The 20730-nt window shown below is 50.3% G+C and carries 17 protein-coding genes; 6 read left to right on the plus strand and 11 right to left on the minus strand.

Annotation, left to right across the window (positions count from 1 at the left end; genetic code table 11):
• Positions 1 to 72: 72 nt before the first annotated feature.
• Entirely contained in the window at positions 73 to 651 is a 579-nt protein-coding gene (locus J2T14_RS04375) for a TetR/AcrR family transcriptional regulator (protein ID WP_307468124.1), read from the minus strand.
• A gap of 169 nt (positions 652 to 820) precedes the next feature.
• Between J2T14_RS04375 and J2T14_RS04380 the strand changes: the two genes are divergently transcribed.
• A complete protein-coding gene (locus J2T14_RS04380) occupies positions 821 to 2023 on the plus strand; it encodes an MFS transporter (RefSeq protein WP_307468127.1) in 1203 nt (400 codons plus the stop codon).
• A 64-nt stretch (positions 2024 to 2087) separates the two neighbouring features.
• On the opposite strand, the gene J2T14_RS04385 is transcribed toward J2T14_RS04380, so the two are convergent.
• The 5 genes from J2T14_RS04385 to J2T14_RS04405 all read right to left on the minus strand — a co-directional run bounded on the left by J2T14_RS04385 (position 2088) and on the right by J2T14_RS04405 (position 10699).
• Positions 2088 to 2750, minus strand: a complete 663-nt coding sequence (locus J2T14_RS04385; protein WP_307468130.1) for a DUF4386 domain-containing protein — start codon at positions 2748 to 2750, stop codon at positions 2088 to 2090.
• A 95-nt stretch (positions 2751 to 2845) separates the two neighbouring features.
• Positions 2846 to 5611, minus strand: coding sequence for a LuxR C-terminal-related transcriptional regulator (locus J2T14_RS04390; protein ID WP_307468132.1), 2766 nt, complete (start codon positions 5609 to 5611; stop codon positions 2846 to 2848).
• A gap of 307 nt (positions 5612 to 5918) precedes the next feature.
• Entirely contained in the window at positions 5919 to 9230 is a 3312-nt protein-coding gene (locus J2T14_RS04395) for a family 43 glycosylhydrolase (RefSeq protein ID WP_307468134.1), read from the minus strand.
• A 197-nt stretch (positions 9231 to 9427) separates the two neighbouring features.
• The gene (locus J2T14_RS04400) at positions 9428 to 9685 is read right to left on the minus strand and encodes a hypothetical protein (RefSeq protein ID WP_307205538.1); all 258 of its coding nucleotides are present in this window, start codon (positions 9683 to 9685) and stop codon (positions 9428 to 9430) included.
• A gap of 141 nt (positions 9686 to 9826) precedes the next feature.
• Complete coding sequence (locus J2T14_RS04405) at positions 9827 to 10699, minus strand: AraC family transcriptional regulator (RefSeq protein WP_307468137.1); 873 nt, start codon at positions 10697 to 10699, stop codon at positions 9827 to 9829.
• A 153-nt stretch (positions 10700 to 10852) separates the two neighbouring features.
• Between J2T14_RS04405 and J2T14_RS04410 the strand changes: the two genes are divergently transcribed.
• Positions 10853 to 12007, plus strand: coding sequence for a Gfo/Idh/MocA family protein (locus J2T14_RS04410; protein ID WP_307468142.1), 1155 nt, complete (start codon positions 10853 to 10855; stop codon positions 12005 to 12007).
• Between the two features lie 14 nt (positions 12008 to 12021).
• A complete protein-coding gene (locus tag J2T14_RS04415; protein WP_307468145.1) occupies positions 12022 to 13098 on the plus strand; it encodes a Gfo/Idh/MocA family protein in 1077 nt (358 codons plus the stop codon).
• Positions 13099 to 13324: 226 nt separating this feature from the next.
• On the opposite strand, the gene J2T14_RS04420 is transcribed toward J2T14_RS04415, so the two are convergent.
• A complete protein-coding gene (locus tag J2T14_RS04420) occupies positions 13325 to 14116 on the minus strand; it encodes an ArsR/SmtB family transcription factor (protein ID WP_307468146.1) in 792 nt (263 codons plus the stop codon).
• Between the two features lie 201 nt (positions 14117 to 14317).
• On the opposite strand from J2T14_RS04420, the gene J2T14_RS04425 reads away from it, so the two are divergent.
• From J2T14_RS04425 to J2T14_RS04435, 3 genes are read left to right on the plus strand one after another with little or no spacing between them, the layout of a single operon-like run.
• The gene (locus J2T14_RS04425) at positions 14318 to 14869 is read left to right on the plus strand and encodes an NADPH-dependent FMN reductase (RefSeq protein WP_307468147.1); all 552 of its coding nucleotides are present in this window, start codon (positions 14318 to 14320) and stop codon (positions 14867 to 14869) included.
• Between the two features lie 31 nt (positions 14870 to 14900).
• On the plus strand, positions 14901 to 15248 hold the full coding sequence (locus J2T14_RS04430) for an ester cyclase (RefSeq protein WP_307468150.1): 348 nt from the start codon (positions 14901 to 14903) through the stop codon (positions 15246 to 15248).
• 33 nt (positions 15249 to 15281) lie between these two features.
• Positions 15282 to 15683: an ester cyclase gene (locus J2T14_RS04435; RefSeq protein ID WP_307468153.1), complete on the plus strand. Its 402-nt coding sequence runs from the start codon at positions 15282 to 15284 to the stop codon at positions 15681 to 15683.
• A 102-nt stretch (positions 15684 to 15785) separates the two neighbouring features.
• Here J2T14_RS04435 and J2T14_RS04440 read toward each other — a convergent pair whose 3' ends face one another.
• Genes J2T14_RS04440 through J2T14_RS04455 form a run of 4 tightly spaced genes read right to left on the minus strand, consistent with a single transcriptional unit; the run spans position 15786 to position 20729 of the window.
• Positions 15786 to 16727, minus strand: coding sequence for a glycoside hydrolase family 43 protein (locus J2T14_RS04440; RefSeq protein ID WP_307468156.1), 942 nt, complete (start codon positions 16725 to 16727; stop codon positions 15786 to 15788).
• 35 nt (positions 16728 to 16762) lie between these two features.
• The gene (locus J2T14_RS04445; protein ID WP_307468159.1) at positions 16763 to 18769 is read right to left on the minus strand and encodes a glycoside hydrolase family 172 protein; all 2007 of its coding nucleotides are present in this window, start codon (positions 18767 to 18769) and stop codon (positions 16763 to 16765) included.
• Between the two features lie 3 nt (positions 18770 to 18772).
• Complete coding sequence (locus J2T14_RS04450; protein WP_307468162.1) at positions 18773 to 19840, minus strand: family 43 glycosylhydrolase; 1068 nt, start codon at positions 19838 to 19840, stop codon at positions 18773 to 18775.
• 22 nt (positions 19841 to 19862) lie between these two features.
• Positions 19863 to 20729 carry a carbohydrate ABC transporter permease gene (locus J2T14_RS04455; RefSeq protein WP_307468163.1) on the minus strand — a complete coding sequence of 289 codons (867 nt, stop codon included), beginning with the start codon at positions 20727 to 20729 and terminating at the stop codon, positions 19863 to 19865.
• Position 20730: the final 1 nt, after the last annotated feature.

The following is a 20730-nucleotide window of genomic DNA, read 5'->3' on the forward strand; positions in this document are numbered from 1 at the left end:
CGGGGATCTTAGCCAGAAGGTTCCAGCCAAACAAAAACGCAACCATCGCCGGTTGCGTTTTTGATAGGATATTCAATTCGTCCGGATTGCTTCGAAGACTTGAGTAACCAACTGCCTTACATAGTTATCGTCAATCGGATCACCCGTAACTAACAAGCGGTAGAAGATCGGTCCGTAGATAAGATCGGTGCATAATGCGATATCGAGACTGTTCTTTAACTGTCCTCGCGATAGCCCCCGTTCCATGATGCCGCGAACCTCCTGCCGCCTGGGCTGGATATATCGGGTTCGAAATGCTTCAGCCAATCCAGGATCAACCTGCCCCTCGCCTATGATCTCCAGAAAAATCGAACCCTCGCGGGTGGTCATGAACCGGGCCATATTCGTGGCATGCTCCAAAATATCCTGAAATCCCGAACCCGTGTCCGGCACAGGCAGTCTGGCAGCCGCAGCGGTAAGATAACCGTCCATCACCACCGCAGCCTTGTTAGGCCACCATTTATAAATCGTAGCTTTGCTGACCTTCGCACGATCGGCGATTTTCTCTACCGTAACCGCTCCAAAGCCTATTTCCAACAACAGCTCATAGGAGGTGGAAAGGATCAAATTTTGCGTTTCCACATTGCGCGGACGCCCTCTTTTCGCTTGCACATGGACCCTCCTTTGCTCATATCCGTCTCATGAACTAAATAAACGATACGTTTAGTATACAAAAGATGAGAACCAAAAAACAGCCTATTTACAAAACGATACGTTCAGTATATTATTTAATTATTATTATAAAACGATACGTTCAGTATTTAATTCAAGGAGGTTCATTATGGAAAATGCACATCGTATTCAAAGTAAACGTATCTCCAATGGGATGATGATCTTGTTGGCAGCCGCGTGCGGGCTTATCGCGGCCAATCTTTATTACGCTCAAACTTTGGTAGGACCTATTCGCGACGCGATCGGGCTGTCGTCTACGGCAGCGGGACTCATTGTTACCGTAACGCAAATCGGGTATGTTATCGGGCTGCTGTTCATCGTACCGTTAAGCGACGTTATCGAAAACCGGCGTCTTGCGATTATTGGGCTTATGGCTGCGGCTGCCGCTCTGCTGACTGCCGCATTCGCTCCTAATGCGCCGTTGTTTTTGACCGCTTCGCTTTTTATAGGAATCGGTTCGGTAGTCGCACAAATATTGGTCCCCTTCGCCGCTTATTTAGCGTCTGAGGACCAGCGCGGGCGGGTAGTCGGCAACGTGATGAGCGGCCTCTTGCTCGGCATTATGTTAGCCCGGCCGTTGGCCAGCTTTGTAACCAGTCATTGGGGCTGGAGAGCCGTATTTATTTTGTCCGCTGTTGTTATCTCGCTTTTGACGGCTCTGCTGTCGTATGTGCTTCCTGAACGCAAACCGTCTCCGGCTGTACGCTACGGAAAATTGATTCTCTCTTTAGGTGCTATCCTGCAACAAACGCCCGTATTGCATCGTCGCGCCTTGTATCAAGCTTGTTTATTCGGCGCCTTCAGCTTATTTTGGACGATTGTCCCTTTGCATTTGGCTGACCGTTTCGGAATGTCGCAGGTAGGCATTGCATGGTTCGCGCTAGTAGGCGTGGGTGGAGCTGCAGCTGCCCCGATTGCCGGAAGATTGGCGGATAAAGGCTGGAGCAAACGGTTAACGGGGCTAGCCATGATTGTAGCCGCCTTGTCGTTTGTGCTCATTTATCTGTTCCAAAGCCATTCAACCATTGCTCTTGTTCTTCTCTTCGTATCCGCTATCACCCTCGACATGGCCGTATCGGGCAATCTTGTCATTAGTCAACGCGCGATTTATTCGTTGGGAAGTGAAGCGAGAGGGCGCCTTAACGGGCTGTTCATGTCTATTTTCTTTATTGGCGGAGCCATCGGCTCATCCCTGGGCGGTTGGTCTTATACCCGGGGAGGCTGGGAGCTGACATCTCTCGTCGGAACCATTTTGCCGCTATTGGCTTTGGTTTACTTTCTCACTGAGAACAGAACAATGAAGACAGATTGACAGAACAAGGTCCACCTAATAAACAGAAAACCACGTCCGAGGACGTGGTTGATTAAACTTTCATTCACTTCGTCGTAGAAAATCCTTTGACGATTAACCATAACGGAAATATCAGCTCAAACATCCCGCCTGGCATATACAGAATATAACCGGAGTCGATCCCGATCATACCCAAACAACCGCTTGCCAATAACGCAATATAACCGACAATTCCAAGCAAGGAGATCAATCGAGGCACCAGCCTTGTGCGATACAGTAAATAGCAGAACATTATACTGCCTAAGCTAAGAACAAGCATTGCCAGTTCAAATGTCATATACTGCCCTCTCATCGCCAATGTACCTAACGTCAGGAAATAACCTTCCCCTCCATTGCCAAATCCTGCGACATATTTTTCGCTTAAGGTTAGAAGAATTAGCGTACAGGTGATACTCCCGATAAGCAACGCGGACTCAATGATCCTCGAACAGAGGTATCCGAGCGAAATGGATTCATTTTGCTTCTTCAAGACCGGGAACAAATATATGGCTATTCCTAGTACAGCCGCAGCGTTGATCAATTCGAGAAACAAGCCGATGTGCACTTTCATTCGATCCGGATAAAGTCGGGCAAGATATTCCGGATGGCTGAGAACAGCGTTTATTTGCCCGTTGCCAATCATGTATGCAGCCGTCGATATGAGAAATAATGCACCGATTATCCTTGCGGTTCCGCGATTTGCGATCATATCCATCTTCCTTTCGATTGTCAGCTATACTTGAAGTATAGTTACAGCGAAGATGGACGTGTAGACACTTAAGTGTGGATTTGGCTAGCGACGAATTATGGAATCCATCCTAACTTTCGGGCGATCGCAATCGCTTCTGTTCGCCGCGCGACATGCAGTTTTTCGAAAATTCTTCGATTATGTCCTTTGACGGTATCCAATGCAAGGAAAAGATGTTCGCCGATCTCGCGATTCGAGTATCCTTGGGCGATTAGCTGCAATATTTCCAGTTCGCGCGGCGTCAGTGACTCTCCTTTTGTAACAGGCTTGAGCCCTCTTCTCTTCTTCTCCGCTTCCCATGCAGCCAGTAGCTTATCTATATAGCCAAGCATCTCCCCTCTAGCGGAAACTTCCGATAGTAACGGCACAATCGCAAGCCCTTCATCGATAATAATGCGTATGAAGCCGCCCTGCTCAGCCATCACAAGTGCTTCTGCCAACGACTGAACTGCCTTCTCGTTCTCCCCGTGAGCATGTAGCGCCATGGCATGCAGAATCTTCGTTCTTAGCTGATCGTCCCTCCACCCTCTATCATCTACAAAAGAGAGAAATGGTTCAAGCACGGTCAACGCAAGAGCGGTATCTTTGTTCGCCAGGTGAGCGCGACTAAGGCCCAAGTAGAGCTTATGTCTCCGCGCGAGCATCACCGCTCCGATCGAATCTCCCCGTCCGATCCTACCAAGCACCTGAACGGCAGCAATCTCGGGCAATCGGTTCAACAAGCCTTGCTTGCGGACATACATTGTAGCATCGTCAAGAATAGCGTCAGCACCAACCCAATCATGATCGACAACCTTCAATCGGGCGAGAAAGACTTGGCAAGTCACTAGCGCGTCAGTGTTATTAGCCAGCCTTGCCAATTGCATCCCATTATGTGCATATTCCAACGCCTTATCCAGATCGTTCCATTCATAATAGATGCGAGCCAAGCCAATGTAAGCTTCGCTAACAACAGGCACCGGAAGGCCTCCGGTCAACATTATGGCGTTTCGATATCGATCCTCGGCTTCGAATAACCGATTATCCGCTTCTAGCAGGCTGCCTTGGCCTACTTTTGCCATGATGCCAATAATGTTGTTTTTCATCTTCCGGCTTATCGTCAAGGCTTCGTCATAAGCCGCTGCCGCTTCTTCACGATCTCCTCGAACCTGGTTAGCCATGCCCTTCAGCCAAGTTGCAGTAAGTCGTACGGGAAGGACATCGCGATTCAAGTACTCAAGCGCACGGCGGGATTGGTCAATGACACGATCGATCAGATGCGTATCCGCAGCTAACGCGGCATACGGCGAAGGAATTTGTCCCACCAGATCATTGGTTTTATCATCCCCGTCTGTTAATTGCATCGCATCTTCGGCGGCTTGAAGCTTCAGTTCGGCAGTTGAATGTTGTCCCGTAATCGCTATGGCCGCTAAAGCTGCGCGGGTAGTAGCTATCAATCCTACGATGTCGTTAGGTTTGGAACTCGTTTCCAAACCTTGCGCGTGCATGGCAGCTTCCGCTGCTTTCAATTTCGTTTCGATCTCGGTAGGTTTGCCAGCCATCAATAAGGCCGATCCATACATCACCCATAACGAAGGTCTCTCGTCCAGCTCCTTACTGGAGAGGGACGCCAACCAATTTAGCACGGGAGCAAGCTCGCCGCGAAGATGGAGAGGCATACCCTCGCCTTCAACGAGCCGTGTAGCAAGTTCATTGTTGCCGGCAGCAACGGCATGGCGGAATGCCTCCGATTCGAAACCATGGTCTAAATACCAATGGCTGGCACGATTATGTAATTCGGAAACGCTTTCTGCAGAGGAAATAAAGTGCTGCAATCTTCGCCGCAACAACCCGGTAAACAGGTGGTGATAGCGGTACCACCGCCCTTCATGATCAAGGGGGATGATAAATAGATTAGCGCGTTCGAGTGACCGAAGGACTTCATCTCCAGGAACGGAGACACCATCAAGCAGAACCGCATCGCATAGCGAACCGCAAAATCGGTCAAGTACCGACGTATAGAGTAAAAATTTCTGTACGGATTCTGACTGCCGCTGCAAAACTTCTTCCGTGAGATAGTCCTGCAATAACCTGTGATTGCCTTCAAACATCATGATCGATTGTATGGACTTCGGATGCTGCTGTATGGACAAGGCAGAGATGTGCAGTCCGGAAATCCATCCCTCCGTGCGATGTTCTAGCGCGGATATGGATTCCTCGGACTGCTCTAAGTTCATTACATGATTAATAAACGTCACGGTCTCGGAATGATTAAATTGCAAATCCGTTACACCCAGCTCGGTCACTTGGTTCCTAACCCGCAGCCGAGCTAAGGGTAGATCCGGTTTTTCCCGCGTGATGATGACAAGGTGTACGGTTGGCGGCAAATGATCCAGCAAAAAGGCGATTGCCTCATGAATGGTTCCTGTATGGATCACATGGTAATCGTCAAGAACAAGGATGATTGGTTTAGAGAAATTCGCCATATCATTGATCATCACAGCTACAATCGTTTGAATAGGCGGCGGCTGCGGGGATTGAAGCAAATTCAGCACATGTTCAGCCAAACCCGCTTTAATCGAATCCAATGCCACGGCGAGATAACTTAAAAAGCGGGGAAGGCTATTATCCTCTTTGTCTAGCGACAACCATACTGCCGGACGGTCGCAGACGGAGAGCCATTCGCTGACAAGCGTGGTTTTTCCATAACCGGCGGATGCCGAGACCAGTGACAGTTTGCGGTGCAGCCCTTCGCTTAGCCTCTCCGTCAATCGCTTGCGAAGAACGGCATTTGACCTAGCCTGAGGGATATGAAGTTTCGTAGCTAATAGGGGTGAAAACATGATCTCGCACCTTTCTTGCGTGAAACTTGAAAAGACTCGAATGACTGACTTGAGTCGATCATACCATATTGGGTTTCAATGCATGGCTTTAATTCGAAGCCTCCCTTCCGTTCCCTGTAACCCTACGGAGCCTAGCTGGAATATTATCTTGTGTTTTCTCGCTTGGGTTGGAGCCCCGGGGTTCGCCCCCTGGGCATTCCACCAAATAAAAAACGCAACCTTTACAGGTTGCGTTCCTCTCATATCCGTCCGTGCGGACTGAACCCCTGACCTCATCGCCTCCAGCGATGAGGTCTTCAACGAAAACTTAGATACTGTTCTCGTTGCTTTTACCATTAACGATACCATTGTGGTTACCGTTATTATTAGATGGAACCGTTACGGCAATCGTTACCGTGGCTGTTGTTCCATCCGACAAACGGGTGACCTCCAAAACTAAATGAACAACGGTATCCAGCTTAGGAGGATCTATTACCCCATCTGTAGTTACAACTTCGCTGTCGGAGCTTTTGATTGCGATTGCGAACCCTTCGGGGACTGCAGGTAAAATCAATTGCTTCGCTTTCCTTTCGGGTTCTTCAATGGTTGTGATGGTCTCGGCCACATCTGCCGCCGTTACCGTTCTTGCCGGTACAACCACTTGAATTTCGCCTGTATCCGCCATAGAACCATCGGATGTTCTCGTCACGGTAAATACCAATGTTACGGTTGTATCGGCTTTAGGCGGAGCAATAGTACCGTCAGCAGCGATAACTTCGCTGTCGGAGTTCTTTATTGCGATTTCAAAACCATCTTCAACGGTCGGCAAAGTCAGAACCGTTTCGTCTTGGGCAGGAGCGTCAACGTTTATTACTGTGTCTGCTACCTGTCCCGCCGTCTTCTCGGCATTCGAAACCATAATCCAGCTGATTTGCGGTTCCGGCGCTCCAGGCACGCGGCGAACGGTAACCGTCAATTTACCTTCCGTAACGTTGATGTTCGTATAACCAAGCGTGTCTCTTGCAGACGTAAATACATAATTGTCGGTTTTCGTATCGCCGTTGATTACGATATCGGCTTTGCGGCTGCCATTCGTATACTGGTACCAAGGATCATAAAGTCCGGTATACACATTGTAAACGCCGTTCTCCAGATCGAACCGGTAAGTTAAATCATCGCCGCTGTTGCTTTTCAGGTAACGAAGCGCCGAGTACATATCATCCCCTGCCGAACCGGAGGAATTTGTACCCGTACCGACATACCCCCATGTTTGCCCGCCCGCCGGGTCGTATGCTTGATCGATAGTACCGGGATTCAACAACACGTCCTGCATGTAGGAAGTCATCGTCAGATAATCACTGGTTGCCGCTCCGCCGGCATGTACAAAGTAAGAGTAGGTATCCGGCACGACATTGACGGTAACGCTGATTACTTTATCCGCTAATTCAGAAAGCGTGCCCGTTACTTTAACTACTCCCGGCTTGGCAAAAGTTGCTGTTGTTATATTCCAAACGACTGGGGAATTAACGACCTCTCCACTCGACTTCGTAACGCTCACAGTAGAAGGGAATTGGGGCTCTTCACCCAAAATAGTCCTACTAGGCAATTCAGTGTTTACCGTGATTTTACCCATGCGGTCTAATTCGGATAATTCCCACTCCTCATACCAGTTCAGTACGATTTCATCGTCGTTTCCAAACTCAATCGGCAGCCAAACATAGCGGGAATCCGCCAAGTCGGATGACTTCCATCTGTCGCCCATGTAGATGAATTTCCCTTCTTCCGCGTCGACGGGGATGACCGCTGTTCCTTGCGATTCGAATGTCGTTGAACTGCCGGGCGCAAAGAAACGCAATGCTTTCCATTCACCGAAAATATCGTCGGCTACCGTATACTTCGCCGCATTCGGTGCCCAGCCTGTCGCTCCCGACGATATCATGTAATATTTCCCTTGATACTTGAATACTTGAGGCGCTTCACGCTGAGCACCCGGGAATACGCGAACGTAATCCTCCCCATACACGGCTTTATACTCCGTGTCGCGCTCGACATTTCCGTCTTTATGCCAACCGACGACGTCCGTGTACGTATCGTTTAGCTTGGAAATGTACATGGTCAGGTTCTCTTCGCTGGAATAGATGAGGTAGGCCGTACCGTCATCATCCTTGAATAACGTCATGTCCCGTGCCATCCCCGGTTGATCCGGCTGACCGTTATAGGTTGCGTCTTTTGGCGCCCGATCCATCCGGAAGCTCTCCCCATAAACAAACGGCCCCGTTGGAGAGTCGCTCAGCGCATAACCGGCTTCTGCTTTCGCGTAATTAGCCGTCGATGTTGCGGTAGGTCCGTCGGTGTGCATCCACATCACGTATTTGCCGGTTGTTTCGTTGTAAATAACTTTCGGACGTTCAATAATCCGGTTTGTGCCGATATCATTCAAAATGTCAGCCTTGTCGTCCCGACCGGCATAAATCTCGGAAAACAACGGGTCTGTTTCGAAGGATTCCATTGAATCAATGGCTCTAAGCGCTAAACCCTCGTCTGTCCAATTATAAAGATCGGTAGAAGAATACACATGCACCCCGCGAGCAGGAAGGTATCCGTCCGTCTTATCCTCGCCATACCAGTAGTACTTCGAAGTTTGGTCGTCATACATGATCCCGCCGCCATGAGCTTGGATAGGTGCGCCGTTCGTGTCCGTCCATACATCGCCTGGGTTAAAGGAAGTATTTACTGCGTATACAATCAGAGCTGCTATTGCCTCGTTTAAACTCGCAATGCTGCTGCGAATTTGCCTTTGATTACTGTCGGAGGAAATGTCAGTCCCGCTTTGAGAAAGCGTTTTCACGACTGTTTGCGCATCGTCGATAGATTTGTTTAACAGATCGACGCTGTACTTCGTGTAGGATGAATCTGCCGAATATATAAGTGCTTCCGCAATTTTATCTTCCAGGTCGGACAAAGGAATCGTTACATTCTGGCGGATAATCAAGTAATTGATCAAAGGATCATTGTGGTTGGTCAAGGCCGCGGTTGCCGGTCCTTGAATAGCTATGTTCAATTGTCCATCGGATACATGGATTTTATTGTAGGTCGCTTCAGTCTCTGCATTGTACGATCCAATTGCAAAATCGCCGGAAAGATTAACACCTTCCGCTAGCATGTTTACGCTTCTGCCGCTCCAAGGATTCTTGTAGCCGAAGGTTACGTCATAGTCGCCTTCGGGAAGCTCGAAGCTGTACTTTAATGCTTTATCTCTGACTTGAGTACCGCTGTAGTAACGTAAAGTGCCGGACTTGCTGCCGGAATCGCTAACGGAAGTCTTGCTTACGGCCGGGTTATTTAAGCCCCAAGACTTGCCGGTCACTGGATCGGTACCATACACCTGCTCTGTTACAGACGACAGCAGACCAAACTTATCCGTTCCTTCTACCGTTGCCGGTGTCGAGTCGCCGGCGTTGACGAAGTAAAGAATGTAGTCATTGTTTTTGAGCTCTTCATTCGTAAATGGCAGATTTGGGTTAATCGAATTTCCCCCTGCTGCTTCGGCAGCGTGAGCCGCAGGGATAGATAACGATGATGATACTAGCAAACAACCAAGTGCCGCGGATACCCATTTCTTCGAAAGTGGAAATAACAATAGAACTCCTCCTCTAGCTTGATCAATAAAATTGCGAACAGTCTAACTCTGCCACCCCTCCCCTTCCTTATATTCTCTAATGGTAACGGAGTTGGTAAGCGCTTTCAACTGAACAATGCATACTAGTGTGAACTATCGTCATTACGCAATGTTACAGCTGAATCGGAGTTGGAATTGTTCATTCAAGTTTGATTTGTTCACTTCATTTTCGACATTTTAGTCAGCAGCGATTGCTTCATGAAAACTTGTTTCGTTATTTGTATTTGATGGGTCTGAGGCTGTATAAAGAACTGCTCATCCTGCAATAATTCAAGCAACGCTTGAGTTGCAGCTTGAGCGGCCAGTTGTTCATTTTCTAATAAGTAATAGGCGATTTGATAACCGTATACTTCATACTGCTTCAGTACGTCTGCTTTTCTTTGGAGCTCCTGTTTCTTTGTCGTTGTCATCTCCATCTTACATTCTCACCTCGGGCGGTCCGCGTTCTTCAACTGGATGAGTTTAACTATACATGAGGTCGTTAAATCCACATAGTACCAAGTTTCCATAGTACCTGGCAGACGCTATCCGTCACTGCGGCTCTTACCCGCGCCGTATTAGTTTCTGCTCCGCCGTTTGCGGTACTGGAGCGGCGTGATGCCCATATGGGTTTTGAAGAAGGCGCAAAAATAAGAGCTGTTCGTAATGCCGACCTCCTCGGCGATGAGGGTGATCGGTTTATTCGTTGCGGTCAGAAGGATTGCGGCTTGATGTATTCTTCGGGCGGACAAATAATCGGAAATGCTGACGCCGATCGAAGCCTTAAACAAATGCGACAAATGATAGGGAGACAAATGAAGGTCTTTCGACATGGACTCCAGACGCAGAGGCTCTGCGTAGTGGGCTTCGATCCATCTCAGTATTTTTTCGGCTTGATGGGTCACTCGAGGCTCCTGCGGTTTGGATTCCCCCTCGTGCTGCTTCCAAATGTCTTGCAGCGCATCGTACAGACCGACGAGAAACAGCGATATTTGTTCCATCTGATCTTGTTTCGTCAACGACTTGAAGCGCTGCTCCATTCTCTGGAACGCATGCATCAACTCGGTAGGGTTGTCCAATCCGTAGATACAAGGGGAAGGCAGCTTGCTCAGATAAAGATAATGATAGAAAGCCTTCAAGCCGGGCCACTGCTCGAAATACGATTCGAATACGGCTGGCTCGAATATCGCAATGGAGCGCTCAAAACAAACTTCGCTCGAATAATCGAACTTCAAATGATGAAGCTGATAGGGCTGGAAGATGCATAACATGCCCGGCACGATGTCGTACCTGCGGTTATTAACGACCATCGTTCCTTTCCCTTGATGAATGAATAAGATTTCAATGCCTTGGTGGGAGTGAAAGGTTTCCGAATTATTCACGCTGCTGTTTCTTCTATATGCAAAATAAAGCGGCACGTCGCTGATTTCCGTGTTCTGAACGTTGGACATGCATACATTACCCCTCTCTTCTAAGGTACAGCTGACCATGACCGCAAAGTACCGTTATTTTTCCCGCAACGTACAGTGACATTTCCATATTTATTACTAGTATAGTTAGTACATCGAATGCGGTAAACGATAAATATTGGAGGATGATTCATTATGATCAAAGTAGCGATTATTGGTACAGGCGGTATTTCCAAGGCACATATAGACGGTTATCTAAGATTCGGACAACGGTGCGAGATCGTAGCGGTAGCGGATATTTACGTGCACAAGGCGCAGGAGCTGGCTCAGGAGTTCAAGTTGAACGCCAAGGTCGTGAAGGATTATGAGGATCTGCTGACGGAGGATATCGACCTCGTGTCTATCTGTACGCCTCCGTATACGCATGCCCCGATCGCGATTGATTTTCTGGATGCGGGCAAGCACGTTATCGTCGAGAAGCCGATGGCCTCCTCGCTGGAGGAATGCGATCGCATGAACGAAGCCGCTCGGCGCAGCGGCAAGCTATTGTCCGTCATTGCCCAAAATCGTTTCAAAACGCCGATGATGAATTTGAAAGCGGTGCTGGACAACAATCTAATCGGTCCAATCGTACATGCGCAGGTAGATTCCTTCTGGTGGCGCGGCCACTGCTACTACGACTTGTGGTGGCGGGGAACGTGGGAGAAGGAAGGCGGAGGCTGCACGCTCAATCATGCCGTTCATCATATCGATGCGCTGCTGTGGATGATGGGTAAGCCTGCCGAATTGCAAGCCTTTATGACGAACGTCTCGCATGACAACGCCGAAGTAGAGGATTTGTCGATCGCCATGCTGCGCTACGGCAACGGGGCGCTCGCCCAAATTACAAGCTCGGTCGTCCATCACGGCGAGGAGCAGCAGCTTATATTCCAAGGTGCCAAAGCACGCGTATCGGCGCCGTGGCGGGTGACTGCCTCCCTATCGAAGTCAAACGGATTTCCAGAGCCGAATGCAGCACTCGCACATGAGCTTCAAGACTTGTACGACAGCTTGCCGCAGCTGGAACATGAAGCTCATGCCGGACAAATCGACAATGTGCTTTCGGCGATCGAAACCGGCGCTCCTCTGCTCATCGACGGCCATAGCGGACGAGACACGCTGGAGTTAATCGTCGGCATATACAAATCAGCAAGCCTCGGGGTCAAAGTCGAATTCCCGCTATCGCCGGACGATCCCTTCTATACGAGAGAAGGAATTCAGCGGCAGGCCACCCATTTCTATGAGAAAAACAAAACAGTCGAGAACTTCGGCTCGAATACGATAACGCTCGGCAGCGATTACAGATCATAAGGAGGTGAAAGAACATGGAGAAACGAAGCGGAATGAATTACGCCCCGATCGGGGTTAAGAAAGCGGTATGCGGCCCAGGCGAATTTCATTATGCCGCCATCGGGCTCGATCACGGACATATTTACGGCATGTGCAACGGTCTGAGCGAAGCCGGCGGTGAATTGAAATGGGTATATGATCCCGATCCCGTTAAGGTCGATAGATTTAAGAAAGCATTTCCTCATGTGCGAATCGCCCGCTCCGAGGATGAGATCTACCAGGATGCGAGCGTTAAGCTTGTCGCGGGAGCGGCCGTCACCTCGCTTCGGTGCGAGCTCGGCATGAGAGCGATGTCGCATGGGAAGCATTATTTCACGGACAAAGCGCCTTTAACAACGCTTGAACAATTGGCGGAAGCGAGGCATAAGGTCGCCGAGACCGGCTTGAAGTATGCGGTTTATTACAGCGAGCGGCTGCATGCGGAAAGTGCCGTTTATGCCGGACAGCTGATTAAGCAAGGCGCGATCGGACGCGTCCTGCAGGTTAGCGGCTACGGGCCACACCGGCTCAATGCTCCGGCTAGGCCGGCGTGGTTTTTCGAGCGCGAGCAGTTCGGAGGTATTCTGTGCGACATAGGCAGCCATCAGTGCGAGCAGTTCCTGTATTATACCGGCTCCCGCGACGCACAGGTCGTTCAAAGCCAAATAGCCAACTATAACAACAAGCAGCATGCGACGTTTGAAGACTTTGGAGACTGCAATCTGCGAGGGGACAACGGATCAACCGGATATTTTCGGGTCGATTGGTTCACGCCTGACGGGCTAAGCACATGGGGCGACGGACGGACGCTCCTATTAGGAACAGAAGGCTATATCGAACTCCGCAAATATGCGGACATTGCAAGAGACCGCGGCGGGAATCACGTCTTTCTCGTCAATCACGAAGGGGAGCATTATTTCAACGTATCGGGCAAGGTCGGATTCCCATACTTTGGCGAGCTGATTCTCGACATATTGCAAGGTACGGAAATCGCGATGACGCAGGAGCACGCATTCAAAGCTGCCGAGCTATGCCTCATTGCGCAGAGAAACGCGGTCAGAGTGGAAGGCTAGTTATTGGATGTTTATAGAGGCTGTCTCCGAGGGCGAAAGGTTCGTTCATGGCGTCCGTCCAAAGTTACTGCAAAAATCCAACTTAGCAGCCTGAGGTTAGCTGCATACACATTAAGGGGATGTCTCTGAGCCAGTGGCTTTTCGGGACATCCCCTTTTGTTGAGCTCACATTCGCTCGTCTTGATGCATTCTCTAGCATTCGTCAGTTTCACAACCAAAAAATGAGTTACCGGTCTTTGCTAAACCCTTCATCATAATCGCTGGCGAGCATCTCACCGGTTTCAATTAACGTCTTCATACCCGAAAGCACGATCGGCAACCCGTTTTCAAGGATCTTTGCCGTACTGACTGCCTGTTCGAATTCGTCGTGCACGACGGTAACAAGGGTCACCCCTTGAAGCTCGGCGTGCGAAGTAATCTCCCACGTAATGCGCGACGGGCTATCACTCTCCGTGCCGGGAAACGAAATAAAGCGAAAGCTCATCACGAGCTTATTCGGAGGATCGATGTCGAGGATGACCCCTTCCGCTTTCTTCTCTTCCCCATTCCATAGTTGGAATGGCGTTTTGATTTCCCATGTGGATCGGATGGCGCAATTAAACCAAAACTTCGAAGTCTTTGCCGGATCCGTGAGCGCTTGCCACACTTGATCAGGCTTTGCTTTAATCGCTATTCGATTGACTTGACGTGGTTTGTTTTCCATTTCCATTTCACGCTCCAGTTCGTTTTGAAGGGATGTTAATCCGACTACCCATGGTTCGGCGTATTTACTCACCCATCGCTCATAAATTTGACGTATGGGCACCGCGTTCAAATAATGGAGCTTTTCACGGCCAACTTTTCTCGTGGTAATGAGCTCGGCTTCCTCTAATATATTCAGATGCTTCATGACGCCGAATCGGGACATATCGAGCGGGATGCAGAGATCATTCAGCGTCCGCCCGTTCGAGGCGTGAAGCAAATCGAGCAGCGTACGGCGGCTGGGGTCAGCGAGCGCTTTGAATATGTCATTTTCCAATCGAAACACCTCCTCCTTGACGGAACTGAAATTAAAAAATCCGACCCCCTTGACATGTTACCTTTTAGTAACATATCATAAGGTTATCAAAAGTGACCTTATAGTCACATATTAGCACAATCGGATCTGCTTGTCAGCCGGCGCCATGCGAATCCCTCTTATCGCAAGTTACCATTTGAAAATTGAAAGGTGATGTTTAAGATGAAAATAACCTTGATCGCTGGAAGTAACCGCGCAAACGCAACGAGCACTAACCTTCTCCGATATATCGAAAGCCTTTTGAAAGCCCGGCATATTTCGGTCGCATTCGTCGATTTATCGGAGCTGCAGCTGCCGCTTTTTTCACCCGACAACTGGAATTTCGAACCCAACGTCCAACGTGTATTGGAAGCAATAGCAGATGGGGACGGATTGATTCTTGCTACTCCGGAATACCACGGTTCCATATCGGGAGCTCTTAAAAACGCCTTGGACTATATAACCGCAGGCCAGGTTACAGGCAAGACGGTGCTTTCCGTAAGCTCCGCAGGCGGACCGCTCGGGGTCAGCTCGCTCTCGCACCTGCAGACGATCGTACGTAATTTGCACGGGATTAACTGTCCGGAGTGGATTTCGATCGGTTACGGATCCAACTCGTTCGATCCGGATGGTGCACCGTTAGACGAGGGGATGAGAACCAGGGTTCGGGATACGCTCAACAGTTTCTTGGAACTTACCCGGAAGCTTACTGCAACGGCTGCGGCGGCAAACTAAAACAACCCCTACAAAAGGAGATGCGTTCTGTATGAAAACCATGGAACAACAGCATGTAGAAACGGTGACCGCATTTATCGAGGACACTGCAAATCAGAGCATTTTGGAAAAAACCGATCAATTCTTTGCCCCGCAAATCGTGGAGGCATTTACAAATCGTCGTTATACCGTGGATGAAATCCTGGTTCAAGGAGAGAAAGTCATCGCAAGAATATTCATGACAGCTGTGTTCTCAGGCCATTTTGCAGGAAATGCACCTACGGGTAATACCGTGAAGGCAACTCAATTTCGCGAATTCCACGTAATCGAAGGAAAAATCGCCGAACACCGCGGCTGGTTCGATACGGCCACCCTTTTACCTCAAATCCAAGCTCAATAACTTAAATGACTAACTCATAAGGAGTTGTTCGAGATGAAAACGATGGAACAATGCAACGTTGAAACGGTAAATGAATTTATCGAAGCCTTTTGGAATCAAAGCGAATTGGATTGCGTTGATCGATTTTTATCAGCCGATTATCAAGAGCTCTCTTACCAATCCAAGGACGGCTTGAAACAATTCGCCGCGAAGATTTTGGAGGCATTTCCCGATAAACGCTACACCGTTGAAGAGATCATCGGTCAAGAGGATAAGGTTCTCGCGAGAATGACTGTAAAAGGCACGCATCTAGGCATGTTCTTTGGAACGGCGCCTACGGGAAATACGATCGATGTCACGCTGTATCGTCAATATCGAGTAACGGACGGCAAGATTTCCGAACATCGAGGCTGGATCGATATGGTAACCATGTGGCATCAAATACGGGGCAACTGAGCTCGGCCTGAGCCCTTCCGTCCGTGCGGACGATAAAAAGCAAACAACCGACCTATTGTAGGAGCGGTTGTTTGCTTTAAATGGTAAGTAGATGCTTTGTGCTCACTCACCGCTTGGTAGCCGCAGCGCTGTCGCAGTATCGACCGGGGCACCGAAATGCGGCGTCCCGTCTTCGTTCCATGAGAACGGCTGCATGCGTACATTCCGATTCCATCCGGCACCTTTCGAAACCGCTGCGTGATAGACGATCCAATCCTCGCTGCCGTCCGGCGACTTGGCGAATGAGTTGTGTCCAGGTCCGAAGACGGTGTCCGTCCTTGCGAATACGGGCCGGTCATGCTTCTTCCACGATTCCGGTCGGAGCGGGTCGTCGTCCAATTTGGCGCTCAGCATGCCAAGACAGTAATCGTCGGTCCAACTGCCGCTCGCTGAATAGATCAGGAAAATCCGATTATTGCGAATAAGCGTCACCGGGCCTTCATTCACATTCGGCTCTCCGATTCGCTCCCACGCCCGATCCGGTCTGGATATCTCGATCCGCTTGCCGCTTATCGTCCATGGATTGCTCATTGGCGCAATATAAAGATTCTGCCGAATATTCTCATCGTCTTCCCATCCGGACCAAATGAAATACAACGCCCTCCCGATCTGCAGAACGGTGCCGTCAATCGCCCATTTGTTCGTGGAATCGGTGATTTGCCCTCGATTCACATACGGTCCGAACGCGTCATCGCCGACCGATTCCAGAACATACATGCGATGATTTTCATTTTTGCCGTCATCCGCCGCGAAGTAAATATAGTATCTTCCATCGATAAAATGAATTTCCGGCGCCCATATACTGCGGCTTTGAGGGCCCGATCCGGGAGGCGTCCATACGACCTTCCCCTCGCCGGATCCAATGCCGGAGAGCGTATCCGATTTCCACAACTTAATATGATCCCCGGTCGTATGGGTGTAAATATACGTACCTTCCTTGCGAATGACCCAAGGATCCGCTCCCGATCCCAGGATCGGGTTGCGAAGCTTCAAATTTGTATCCATCGTACCCCTCCGATTCGTGCTTCTTATGATTTACTTTACGGCACCAGCGAGAATAAGTTGTACCTGTACTCGTTCCATCCCGAAGAATTTCCCGTATATACCACTCTGATACGGATGCTTGTCTTTCCTTCCGTATAAACAGCAGGGATGAAGAAATCCTCGTCCCTCCAACTGTGCGAACCGTTGCTTCCCGCTTTGTGCCATGTCCAGACAAGCATTTCGTCCACATAGATATCAGCTGCCTGATTTTCCACCGATTGATCGAATTTTCTCCGCAGCAGAGCTCCTTCATTGTCCGATTCCAGCGCCATCGTAAATTCGCTCGAGCCGGTATGCGCCCGTCCGTCGTCTTGGATGAACTCGCCCAAGAGCTTACCCTCGTATTGGTAGTTGCTCGAATCGTTCCACGTCTGATTCCGAATCGCATAATCATGCTCGCTCTCGCTCTTCGCGTTGCCCACATCCAGCGTATCCGACAAGACCGCCCGCTCCCGCGGATGATGATAATAATAAGCAAGCAACCACACTTGTTCGGTCACGTCATTTAATGCGCCGTGCTCGATCGAGAAGCGAATATGATTGCGGAACGGTATCGCGTCATGGGTGAAGAAACGATACATCGAAGTGGAGTCGCATTCATTCTCGATATGGAAAGCCGTGTATCCGGCAAGCGGCTGGGTGAACAAGCCCTGGTTGAAATACCAGCCCCCGTTGTAAAAGTCTTCCGTCCCCGTGCCGTGTATGACCGGGCTTTGGCTTCCGTCGACGAACACCTTCTCGTCGCCTTCCAGATGCCAACGGTCTACTTGCCCCTGATTTAGCTTGGCGTGCAGCGACTGCACGACGCCAACGAATTTGCCCGAACCCGATTCGTCCAGGACGAGTAAATCGTTACCGTCGAGGGCGTCCGCTTGCAGCTCGGAGAATCGGGTTTTGAAATACCCGACGTTACGGAACGAGCCGCGGAACTTCTCGTGTCGGATTTCATAAGCGATATCGTCTATCGTCTCCTCGCCATCGTTCACCAGTTCGACCCGCGCCTCGCGCTCGAATGGCATCGGGAAGTAGGCGTACATGGTATTATCGGGTTCCATCCCGACTGGAAGAGACTGCGTTGCATAAGCGCCAAACTGTCCCATCGCGAAGAAGGAACCAACCGGCGCATCGACCGCAGGCTTCGAATCGCCATCCCAATAGATGCGCAGCCTTGTCTTGTTCAGTATTTGTCCGGCATCCGCGCCAGGCTCGACACCCGGGATTTTCAGCTTGATCGAGAAGATTGAACGCGGCCCGTCGACTTGAAGCAAGGTTTGCGAAGCTCCCGCTTCCAGCCGGATCGAATCCGCCGTCGCTAAGGTATCTTCACCAACGACGGGCGTTCTTCCCGGATTGCTCCACAGCTTGATTGCCTCGGCGGCGTCCTCTGCGCCCTGCCAAGACGATACGCGAGTGTCCGAACTGTACGTATGGTAGCCGAGGTTATAGAAGAAACTCGCTCCTCTGCCATTTGTCGTAATCTTCACGGATTTAGCGAACGGAAGAGGCAAGTAACTGACGAAGCCTCCGCTTGATTTCGTATCGTCGACGACAAACGGCTCAGCGAACGGCTGCTTCGAACCGCCGAATAATTCACTGAGGAGCATATGAACGCGAGGCGTCTCTTCCCCGTCGAAGTATACTTTGACATTAGCTTCGATCGGATCATAGCCCGTGAACCACATTCGGTAAATCGTCCCTGGGCCTTCTAGATCCAGCATCACTTTATCGCCGTGCTCATCCTCATATAGAAAGTTGCTGTAGCCGAAGCCGTCCGAGTTGCCCTCGCTGCGATCATAGCTTGAAGCCATTCCTGCGAAGGTCGAGGTATTCAAGTAAGGCAAGCGCTCAAGCGAAGTCATCGCCTCGAGACCGTATGCTTCCGGTGCTGCCTGATCTTCATCCAGTCCGAGGAGACGCATGCCGAGCGCCGCCGCTGCCGCTAGAAGAAAAGCAGCGATAAGGATTGCCGGGATGTACTTTCGCGAATTATTCACAGATGTCATGCGTCACTCCTTGCCGGTCTGAAAGACAGGTCCGGCCTTCGTCTCTATGCTCGGTAACGCCCCGTCCGCTTCCGGCCATCCGTCCTTCCAAACAAGCTCGTCGATCATAAGCGGCCGACGAGACGCTCCGTGACCGAACTTCGGATAATTGACGTCGATGGCATGATAGACGATCCAGTCCGTGCCGTTATCGTCCGTTATGATCGAATTATGCCCCGGCCCGACGAATTTCTCGGCCTCGGTCCCGGGAAAGTAACCCGATAGAATCGTATCGCCCTCGTGATACATAATGTCGGCTCCGGCCTTGTTCAAATAAGGGCCCCTAAGCGATTCCGCCCGAGCGACCCCAACCCGGTAAGTGCTGTCCGCGCCTTCGCAGCATGTACCCGCGGATCCGAAGAAATAATAGTACTGTCCGCGCTTGACGATATACGGCGCTTCATAGCCTGTTCCCGATATTTGGAACATCTCTCCGGCAAGGCTTTGCCCATCCTTCGACAGCTGGATGCCGAATATGCCCGAGGTAATGCCGCCGAAGAACAGATAAGGCTTGCCGTCATCCACAATAAACATGGGATCGATGGCATACACGCCCATCTGTTCGCTGGTCAGCAGCATGCCCCGATCCTCGAACGGCCCTTCGGGCGAGTCCGCGATCGCCAGCCCGATACCGGGATTTTGGTCACCCCATAGCGACATCGTGTAATACATATAGTACTTGCCCTCATGCTTCACGACATCCGGCGCCCAGATGCCGCCTTCCTTCCACGCCGGCTTCTCCGCGAACGCTTCGCCGACGTATTCCCACCGCGTCATGTCTTTCGATCGGACGACTGGCACAACACGGGAGCCTTCTCCGTCCCCCCAATCATCCTCCGTACCGTAAGCGTAAATATATCCGTCATCTCCGCGCAGCACGACAGGATCGGCCAGCACCGGCTCAAAAACCGGGTTTTGGTAAGTAACGGGTTCGATCGGTTTCTCATTCCTATTGAATATAACGAACAGAGCAACAGCCGCGAGCGCAATTGCGCCGACGACCGAGCCCAACAGCCGCTTGCGCGATGCCAAAGGTCATCCCTCCCTTTCGTTATCAGCCTTTCATTCCGGTCAACGTTATGCCTTCAATAAAGTACCGCTGGGCAAAAAAGAATAAGATAACCGTCGGGATGAGCGCCAGAACGGAGCCTGCCATAATTAGCGTCCACTCCGCGTTGTATGCATCCTGGAAGGTAGCCAGCACCAGCTGAAGCGTATACTTCTCCGGCGAGTTCAAATAGATGAGCGGCCCCATATAATCGTTGTAACCGCCGAGAAATCCGAAGATGGCTTGAGTGGCCAGCGCCGGCTTGGATAACGGAACGACAATGCGCATGAAGATACCGAAAGGAGACAATCCGTCCATCTTCGCCGCATCCTCCAGCTCGCTCGGAATCGTCTTGAAAAATTGGCGGAGAAAAAATACCGTCCCCGCTGCCCCGAACATCCCCGGGATCATGAGCGGCTTCCAGCTGTCGATCCAGCCCAGATACTTATACAGGATGAAAGAAGGTACCATTAAGACGACGCCCGGAATCATCATGGTCGCGAGCAGCGCCATAAAAAATATATTTTTCCCTGGGAAATCCATCCTTCCGAACGCATACGCGGCTATTGCGCTTGCGAATAATCCGACGATTGTCGGAGGCAGCGTGACCGCCATCGTATTCATGAAACCTCCAAGCAAATCCGATTCGGTCAGAACGACTTTGTAATTGTCCCAGATGATGTTCTCCGGTATCCATCTCGGCGGCATTTCAAACACGAGCCCTGGCTCTTTCAATGATGTGGACAGCATCCACAGGAAAGGGACCGTCATGATGAGCGCACCGATGATCAGGAACACATATGCGACGGCTCTATTCATGATCTCGCTTTTATTTCGTTTACGGTTCATTGAGCTATTCGTAACGACCGCCATG

Source organism: Paenibacillus harenae (assembly GCF_030812415.1).
Lineage (GTDB): Bacteria > Bacillota > Bacilli > Paenibacillales > Paenibacillaceae > Pristimantibacillus > Pristimantibacillus harenae_A.

Coding starts and splice junctions, on each gene's coding strand:
- J2T14_RS04445 (WP_307468159.1), bottom strand. CDS start 18,769: ATGACATCTGTGAATAATTCGCGAAAGTACATCCCGGCAATCCTTATC.
- J2T14_RS04440 (WP_307468156.1), bottom strand. CDS start 16,727: ATGGATACAAATTTGAAGCTTCGCAACCCGATCCTGGGATCGGGAGCG.
- J2T14_RS04400 (WP_307205538.1), bottom strand. CDS start 9,685: ATGGAGATGACAACGACAAAGAAACAGGAGCTCCAAAGAAAAGCAGAC.
- J2T14_RS04410 (WP_307468142.1), top strand. CDS start 10,853: ATGATCAAAGTAGCGATTATTGGTACAGGCGGTATTTCCAAGGCACAT.
- J2T14_RS04455 (WP_307468163.1), bottom strand. CDS start 20,729: ATGGCGGTCGTTACGAATAGCTCAATGAACCGTAAACGAAATAAAAGC.
- J2T14_RS04390 (WP_307468132.1), bottom strand. CDS start 5,611: ATGTTTTCACCCCTATTAGCTACGAAACTTCATATCCCTCAGGCTAGG.
- J2T14_RS04430 (WP_307468150.1), top strand. CDS start 14,901: ATGAAAACCATGGAACAACAGCATGTAGAAACGGTGACCGCATTTATC.
- J2T14_RS04425 (WP_307468147.1), top strand. CDS start 14,318: ATGAAAATAACCTTGATCGCTGGAAGTAACCGCGCAAACGCAACGAGC.
- J2T14_RS04415 (WP_307468145.1), top strand. CDS start 12,022: ATGGAGAAACGAAGCGGAATGAATTACGCCCCGATCGGGGTTAAGAAA.
- J2T14_RS04435 (WP_307468153.1), top strand. CDS start 15,282: ATGAAAACGATGGAACAATGCAACGTTGAAACGGTAAATGAATTTATC.
- J2T14_RS04380 (WP_307468127.1), top strand. CDS start 821: ATGGAAAATGCACATCGTATTCAAAGTAAACGTATCTCCAATGGGATG.
- J2T14_RS04385 (WP_307468130.1), bottom strand. CDS start 2,750: ATGATCGCAAATCGCGGAACCGCAAGGATAATCGGTGCATTATTTCTC.
- J2T14_RS04405 (WP_307468137.1), bottom strand. CDS start 10,699: ATGTCCAACGTTCAGAACACGGAAATCAGCGACGTGCCGCTTTATTTT.